Annotated in this window: 7 protein-coding genes; 3 read left to right on the top strand and 4 right to left on the bottom strand. The window is 67.9% G+C overall.

From position 1 onward, the window contains the following. The 4 genes from ACXJKR_RS18655 to ACXJKR_RS18640 form a co-directional block, all read right to left on the bottom strand. Positions 1 to 527, bottom strand: a 527-nt coding sequence (locus ACXJKR_RS18655; protein ID WP_457324080.1) for a DUF2189 domain-containing protein, incomplete at its 3' end; no start/stop codon positions are given. A 103-nt stretch (positions 528 to 630) separates the two neighbouring features. Further along, positions 631 to 3,219 (bottom strand): [protein-PII] uridylyltransferase, encoded by a 2,589-nt coding sequence (locus ACXJKR_RS18650; RefSeq protein ID WP_457324079.1) that lies wholly within the window; start codon positions 3,217 to 3,219, stop codon positions 631 to 633. 3 nt (positions 3,220 to 3,222) lie between these two features. Beyond that, positions 3,223 to 4,044, bottom strand: coding sequence for a type I methionyl aminopeptidase (gene map / locus ACXJKR_RS18645; RefSeq protein WP_457324078.1), 822 nt, complete (start codon positions 4,042 to 4,044; stop codon positions 3,223 to 3,225). 12 nt (positions 4,045 to 4,056) lie between these two features. Continuing rightward, positions 4,057 to 4,881 (bottom strand): undecaprenyl-diphosphate phosphatase, encoded by an 825-nt coding sequence (locus tag ACXJKR_RS18640; RefSeq protein ID WP_056193396.1) that lies wholly within the window; start codon positions 4,879 to 4,881, stop codon positions 4,057 to 4,059. 118 nt (positions 4,882 to 4,999) lie between these two features. Between ACXJKR_RS18640 and ACXJKR_RS18635 the strand changes: the two genes are divergently transcribed. The 3 genes from ACXJKR_RS18635 to ACXJKR_RS18625 all read left to right on the top strand — a co-directional run. After that, positions 5,000 to 5,635 (top strand): TetR/AcrR family transcriptional regulator, encoded by a 636-nt coding sequence (locus ACXJKR_RS18635; RefSeq protein WP_235531847.1) that lies wholly within the window; start codon positions 5,000 to 5,002, stop codon positions 5,633 to 5,635. A 47-nt stretch (positions 5,636 to 5,682) separates the two neighbouring features. Further along, entirely contained in the window at positions 5,683 to 6,336 is a 654-nt protein-coding gene (locus ACXJKR_RS18630) for a protein-L-isoaspartate O-methyltransferase family protein (protein ID WP_457324077.1), read from the top strand. Between the two features lie 142 nt (positions 6,337 to 6,478). Further along, positions 6,479 to 7,672, top strand: a 1,194-nt coding sequence (locus ACXJKR_RS18625) for a TolC family protein (protein ID WP_457324076.1), incomplete at its 3' end; no start/stop codon positions are given.

Below are 7,672 nucleotides of genomic sequence, written 5' to 3'. Positions count from 1 at the left end.
GCGAGCACCGCACCCAGCATGAGCCAGGTCTCGAAGAGCCGGGATTCGTCGTTCATCACGACCTTGAGCAGGAAGTCGCGCGGGCTGTGGATGGGGTCGGCGGCAAAGCCGGTCACGAAGGCCGCGGAGCACAGCACCCAGCCCGTGCCGGCGAAGGCCAGCAGCACGCCGAAGACGATGAGCCGGCCGTCGCGCGGGCGCCAGGCGTCGCGCACCGTGCGCCAGCCGGGTTGCCCGCCCCGGTCCAGCTCGCGGCTGAGCGCGTACAGGCCGGTGGCCAGGATGGGCGCGACGATGAGGAAGCCGGTGAAGGCGCCCGCCAGCAACCAGAAGCGGTCTCGCGCCAACGCGAAGAGCAGGGCGCCGAACGCGGCCATGACCAGGCCGTGGGCGAGCGAGGCCAGCGGCGCYTGCCACAGGTCCTGCCAGCCGCGCGCGAGCCAGCCCAGCGGGCGCAGCACGGGAATGGGACGGACGCCGAAGGCCTGGGACTCCCTCAGGGCCTGTTCGCTGTAGCGGTTGGGCATGGCGGTGCCAAGTGTGGCGTGCCCGGACGCCGGCTGCCTTGATGCGGCTCAAGCCGTGCTGCGTTGGGCGGCCACGGCAGCGAAGCCGGTAGGGGTGGGCTGGTCAGGCCGGCAGCGACACCGCGTCCAGCAGCTCGCTCTCGATCTGCAGCTGGGCCTTGTTCTGCTGGAGTGCCGGGCCGTCGAGCAAGAACGTGTCTTCCACGCGCTCGCCCAGCGTCGAGATCTTGGCCAGCTGCAGGTTGATGCCGTGTCGCGCCAGCACACGGGCGATGGCGTAGAGCAGGCCGGCGCGGTCGCTGGTGGAGATGGTCAGCAACCAGGCCGTCGCGCGCTCGTCCGGGCGCAGTGAGATGCGCGGCGTGTAGGGGAAGCTCTTGACGCGGCGCGAGAGGCGCCCGCGCCGCGGCTCGGGCAGTGGGCCGCCGGTCTGCAGCGCCGCGCTGAGCTTCTGCTCCACCAGCGGCACGAGGTCGCGGTGGTGCACGTCGGCCTCGGGGCGGATGACCTGGAAGGTGTCCAGCGCATAGCCCTTGCGTGTCGTGTGCACCTTGGCATCGAGGATGCTGAAGCCGGCACCGTCGAAATAGCCGCAGATGCGGGCGAACAGGTCCTGCTGGTCGGGTGCGTAGACCAGGACCTGCAGGCCCTCGCCGATGGGCGAGGGACGCGCGCGCACGACGGGCACTTGAGTCTCGACATGGCGCCACAGCGAACGCGCGTGCCAGGCAAGCTCGGCGCCTTCATGGCGCGCGAAGTAGCTGATGGCCAGCGTCTTCCACAGCGGCTCCTCGGTACCGGGGAGCTGGGAGTGCAGGGCCAGGTCCTGGCGGGCCTCGGCCTTGCGTGCCTCGATCTCGGCGTCGAGGTTGATCTTGGCTCCACCCAAGGCCCGTAGTGTGATGCGGTAGAGGTCCTCGAGCAGCTTGCCCTTCCAGGCATTCCAGACCTTGGGGCTGGTGCCGCGGATGTCGGCGACGGTCAGCAGGTACAGCGCCGTCAGGCGACGCACGTCACCGACCTTGGCGGCGAAGGCGGCGATAACGTCGGGGTCGGACAGGTCTTCCTTCTGCGCCACGCGCGACATCGTCAGGTGGTGCTCGACGAGGAAGACGCACATGGCCGTGTCCTCCGCGTTCAACCCATGCTGGCGGCAGAAGCGCTTCACCTCGGTGGCGCCGAGCTCCGAGTGGTCGCCGCCGCGGCCCTTGGCCACATCGTGGAAGAGGGCGGCGATATAGAGCAGCTCGGGCGTGTCGAACTGCGCGGCAAGTTGCGAGCAGAACGGGTACTCGTGGGCATGCTCCGGCACGAAGAAGCGCCGCACATTGCGCAGCACCATCAGGATGTGCTGGTCCACGGTGTAGACGTGGAAGAGGTCGTGCTGCATCTGCCCGACGATGGCGCGGAACACCCACAGGTAGCGCCCCAGCACCGAGGTCTGGTTCATGAGCCGGAAGGCATGCGTCTGGCCCTCGGGCTCGCGCAGCATCGTCATGAAGGTCGCACGGTTGACCGGGTCACGGCGCCAGGCGGCGTCCATCAGGCCGCGGGCGTTGTACAGCGCCCGCAGCGTGCGCGCCGACAGGCCCTTGATGCCAGGCGTCTGCTGGTAGATCAGGAAGGTGCGCAGGATGGCGTGCGGGTCGCGCTGGTACAGGTCGTCGCTGGCGACCTCCAGCATGCGGCCGCGGTCCAGGAAGTCCGGGTGGCCGTCGATGGGCCGCAGCAAGCCCTGCTGGGAGCCATTGATCTGCTCCTCCAGGTTCAGCAGCAGGATCTGGTGCAGCTGCGTGACGGCCTTGGCCGCCCAGTAGTAGCGCCGCATCAGCACCTCGGAGGCCCGCTGCGAGGCCGTGCTCTCGAAGCCGAAGCTTTGCGCGACGGCGGTCTGCAGGTCGAACACAAGCCGGTCCTCGCGCCGGCCGGCGACCGCATGCAGTCGCGCCCGGATCAGCGTCAATTGACCCTCGTTGCGCTGCAACTGGCGGCTCTCGAAGGGCGTGATGAGGCCGCGTGCGCTGAGGGCCTTCCAGGTCTTGCCCAGGCCCGCCGCGCGCGCGATCCAGATCAGCATCTGCAGGTCACGCAGGCCGCCGGGGCTTTCCTTGCAGTTGGGCTCCAGCGCGTAGGGCGTGTCGTCGAACTTGGTGTGGCGCTGCAGGCTCTCCAGGGTCTTGGCGCGAAAGAACGCCTTGGGGTCCATGGCCGCCATGAAGCGCTTGGCCATCAGCTTGAACAGCTTGGCGTCTCCGGCCAGTGGCCGGGCCTCGAGCAGGGCCGTCTGGATGGTCACGTCGCCCTCGGACTCGCTGAGGCATTCCCCCAGCGTGCGCACCGAGGAGCCGATCTCCAGGCCCAGGTCCCAGCAGGCCGTGATGAAACCTTCGATGGCCGACTTGACCGGGCCGGGCACATGGGCCTCGACGCCATCGGGCAGCAGCACCAGCACGTCGACGTCGGAATGCGGGAAGAGCTCGCCACGGCCGTAGCCGCCGACGGCCGCAAGACAGGAGCCCGCGGGCATGCCGGCACCGTCCCAGAGCGCGCGCAGCGCGTCGTCGACATGGCGGGCCAGGCGGCGCAGCAGGGTCTGGGCGCCGGCCTGCGTGGGCCGCGCGGCCAGGAAGTCGTCGATCAGCGTCTGCTTGCCCGCCTTGAACTGCTGGCGGAGCTCGGCGAGCGTGGCCACGGCTTACGCGGTCGCCGCAGCGGCCTGCGTGATGAAGGCGGGCGGCGGTGGGCTGCCGGCCGACAGCGTCATGACCTCGTAGCCGGTGTCGGTGACGAGGATGGTGTGCTCCCACTGGGCGGAAAGCGAGCGGTCCTTGGTGACGATGGTCCAGCCATCGCCCAACTCGCGGATCTCGCGGCGGCCGGCGTTGATCATGGGCTCGATGGTGAACATCATGCCGGGTACGAGTTCGTCCAGCGTGCCGGGGCGGCCGTAGTGCAGCACCTGCGGCTCCTCATGGAAGACCTGGCCGATGCCGTGGCCGCAGAACTCGCGCACGATGGAGAAGCCGGCGTTCTCGGCAAAGGTCTGGATGGCGTGGCCGATGTCGCCCAGGCGCGCGCCGGGCTTGACCTTGGCGATGCCCTTCCACATGGCCTCGTAGGTGAAGGCGCACAGCCGCTTGGCCGCGATGGAGCCCTCRCCGACGACGAACATGCGGCTGGTGTCGCCATGCCAGCCATCCTTGATGACGGTGACGTCGATATTGACGATGTCGCCGTTCTTCAGCGGCTTGTCATTCGGAATGCCGTGGCAGACCTGGCTGTTGACCGAGGTGCAGATCGACTTGGGGTAGGGGATGTAGCCGGGCGGGCAGTAGTTCAGCGGCGCGGGAATGCCCTGCTGCACGTTGACGATGTGGTCGTGCGCGAGCTTGTCCAGCTCGTTGGTGGTGACGCCCGGCTTGACGTGCGCCGTGAGCATGTCGAGCACTTCGGACGCCAGGCGCCCGGCGATGCGCATGCCTTCGACATCGGCTGCGGTCTTGATCGTGATGGCCATGACCTAATTATCTCAGTCCGCCCAGATAACCGTACCGGTCAGCCAGGTTGCCAGCACGACGACGCCGAAGGCGATGCGATACCAGGCAAACGGCACGAAGTTGTGGGTGGCCACGTAGCGCAGCAGCCAGCGCACGCAGGCCCAGGCGGCCAGGAAGCTGACGATGAAACCGACGGCGAACATCGGCGCGTCGGCCATGGACAGCGCGTGGCGCTCCTTCCACAGGCTGTAGCCGCCGGCCGAGATCAGCGTCGGGATGGCCAGGAAGAAGGAGAAGTCGGTCGCCGCCTTGCGCGATAGGCCCAGCAGCATGCCGCCAATGATGGTGGCGCCCGAGCGGCTGGTGCCGGGGATCATGCCCAGGCATTGCACGAGACCGACCTTGAGGGCGTCCAGCGCCGTCATGTCGTCCACGCTCTGCACGCGGGCCACCGGCTGGGCGCGTTTTTCCACCCACAGGATGATCAGCGCGCCGACGATGAAGGCGCCGGCGACGACGGGCGCGTTGAACAGATGCGCCTTGATGGCCTTGTAGACCGTCAGACCGACCAGGCCGGCGGGCAGGAAGCCGATGGCGATGTTGGCGACGAAGCGCTGCTGTTTGGCGCTGTTGGTGATGCCGCCCAGGGCCTCGCGGATGCGCGCCCAGTAGACGATCAGCACGGCCAGGATGGCGCCGCTCTGGATGGCGATATCGAAGACCTTGGACTTGGCATCCGTCATGCCCAGCAGGCTGCCGGTCAGGATCAGATGGCCCGTGGACGAGACGGGCAGGAACTCGGTCAGTCCCTCGACGATGCCCATGACGGCGGCTTTGATCAGCAGGATGACATCCACGTAACGGCTCCGGGGGCGAACAAAGCCGCGCAGTGTAGCCAGCGGGCAGGGCGTGCCCTTGCCGCTGCCTGGCCCGGCGGGCTACATTACTGACCCTCCGGTCATTAACTTCGCCATCTTGGCCACCGCCACCCCCCGCCAACGCCGCAAGGACGCCCGCCCGCAGGAGCTGCTGGACGCCGCCCTGGCGCTCTTCGTCGAGAAGGGCTTTGCCGCCACGCGCAGCGAGGAAATCGCGGCGCGCGCCGGCGTGGCCAAGGGCACGCTCTACCGCTACTACCCCAGCAAGGACGAGCTCTTCAAGGCCATGGTGCGCGACAACCTGTCCGTGCACATCGCCGAATCGGCTGCCCAGGCGGCGCTGTACCAGGGCTCCATCGCCGAGCTGCTGAGCCAGATGATGCAGGCCTGGTGGGCCAAGGTCGGCCATGGCAATGCCGGCGTCGTCTGCAAGATCATGATGGTCGAGGCGCGCAACTTCCCCGAGCTGGCGCGTTTCTATGTGGAGGAGGTCATCCGGCCGTCCCAGGCGCTGATCGGGGGCCTCATCGAGCGCGGCATCCGCACCGGCGAGTTCCGCGCCGTGCCTGTTGAGGCCACGGTGCACATGCTGATCGCACCCATGCTGCACATGCTGCTGCACGAGCATTCCTTCGGCGAGCACGACATCTGCCACCAGACCATGGGCGCCGAGGAGTTGCTGGACGCCCAGATGTCGCTGCTGCTGCACGGCTTGCTCGCCACACCGGGCTGACCTCTAGAATTTTGCTTTTTGCCGTCGACCGCGCCTCGGAGAACAAGATGAACCTCGAACAAGTCCGCTTCAACATGATCGAGCAGCAGATCCGGCCCTGGGATGTGCTCGACCCCAGCGTGCTGGAGCTGTTGCGCGTGGTGCACCGCGAGGACTTCGTGCCCGAAGCCCACAGGCTGCAAGCCTTTGTCGACACCGAGCTGCCGCTCACAGCCACGCGTCGCATGCTGGCACCCAAGGTGGAGGCCCGGCTGCTGCAGGAACTCAAGGTGCAGCGCCACGAGAAGGTGCTGGAGATCGGCGCCGCCACGGGTCACCTGGCCGCGCTGCTGGGCCACAAGGCGCAGCGCGTCATTGCGCTGGAGGCCGACGCCGGCCTGGCTGCCGCCGCTGCGGCCAACCTGAAGCGCGCCGGCGTGCTGAACGCCACGGTGCTGAACCAGGACGGCGCCGCCGGCCTGGCCGCCGAGGAACCCTTCGACGTGATCCTGCTGTCCGGCTCGGTCGCGTCGGTGCCCCAGGCCTTGCTGAACCAGCTCAAGGTCGGCGGGCGCCTGGCGGCCATCGTCGGCGAGGTGCCTGTCATGCGCGCCGTGCTCGTCACGCGCACCGGCGCGAGCGACTTCCGCACCGTCGAGCTGTTCGACACGGTGGCCGGGCGCCTGCCGGGTTTCGCCGAAGCGCCGGCCTTCAGTTTCTAAGCCAGGCCGGATGCAGCCCGTCGCCGTAAAACGACCGTTGCTCCCCGTTTGGGCGCAGGTCGTCACATGGCTTCAGTCACCGGCGGGCTTTGCCTCTATAAACCCGGCCGCGCTCACTACATTGCCCAAGTCAAGGAATTCCATGCCCTTCGTCACAGCCCCCCGCCTGATCCTGCAACCGCTGGCCATCGCCGCCAGCCTCCTGCTCGCCGGCGTGGCCCAGGCCCAGAGCCTGCAGGAGCTCTATGACGCTGCGAGGGGCTATGACGCGACTTATCTGGCGACCCGCAACAGCGCCGACGCGGCTGCGGCGCGCGCTGCCCAGGCCGAGGCCCTGATCCGGCCGTCGCTCTATCTGTCCGGTTCGGGCACCGTGGCGCAAACCGACCCGCCTTCGTCTGCGAGCTTCAATACGAGGACATTGACGGCTGGCCTGCAGGGAAAATATTCCGTCTACAACGCGAGCAATATTCCGACCATTGACAAGGCCCGCCGAGCCTATGCGGTCGCTCAGGCCGATCTGGATCTGGCCGAACAGGACCTCATCGTCCGGCTGGCCACGGCCTATTTCGATGTGCTGGCCGCCAAGGACACGCTGACGACGTCGCGCGCCAACAAGGCAGGCATCTCCGAGCAACTGGCCTCGGCCAAGCGCAACTTCGAGGTTGGCACCGCCACGATCACCGACACGCGCGAAGCCCAGGCCCGCTATGACCTGGCAGTGGCTCAGGAGCTGAAAGCCGACAACGATCTGCGCGTCGCGCGCGTCACGCTGGACCAGTTCGTCGGCCGCGTCGGCGTCGAGCCCAAGAGCCTGGCGGTGCCGGTCGCCCTGCCGGCCCTGCCCAGCGACAACGTCGACACCTGGGTCGCGACAGCCGATGACCAGCATCCAGGCGTGCGCAAGGCGCGGTTGGGCCTGGAAATGGCACAGCTCGATACGCAGATCGCCCGGGCCGGCGAAAAGCCGACGCTGGACGCCAGCGCCACCCTGGGTGGCCAGAACCAGCACAACAGCCTGGGTGGCATTGCAGCTGCGCAGGCCGGAGCCGGCACCTCCAAGAACGCCAGCATCGGCCTGACCTTGAGCTATCCGCTCTACACCGGCGGCGCGACGCAGAACCGCATCAAGGAAACCCTGGTGCTGGAGGACAGGGCCCGCAATGACTTTGACTTTGCCCGTCGCAAGGTCGCCGRGGACACGCGCCGCGCCTTCTTCGGCGTGCAGTCGCTGAAGGCCCAGGTTGGCGCCTACGAGGCTGCCGAGTCGTCCACCAAGCTGGCTCTGGAAGCCACCCAACTGGGTTACAAGGTCGGTGTGCGCGTGAACCTGGAC

It is taken from the genome of Roseateles sp. P5_E11 (genome assembly GCF_054049355.1).
Note: the sequence above shows the minus strand (reverse complement) of the source record. Positions and strands in the feature narration are given on the sequence as shown.

Coding starts and splice junctions, on each gene's coding strand:
- ACXJKR_RS18630 (WP_457324077.1), top strand. CDS start 5,683: ATGAACCTCGAACAAGTCCGCTTCAACATGATCGAGCAGCAGATCCGG.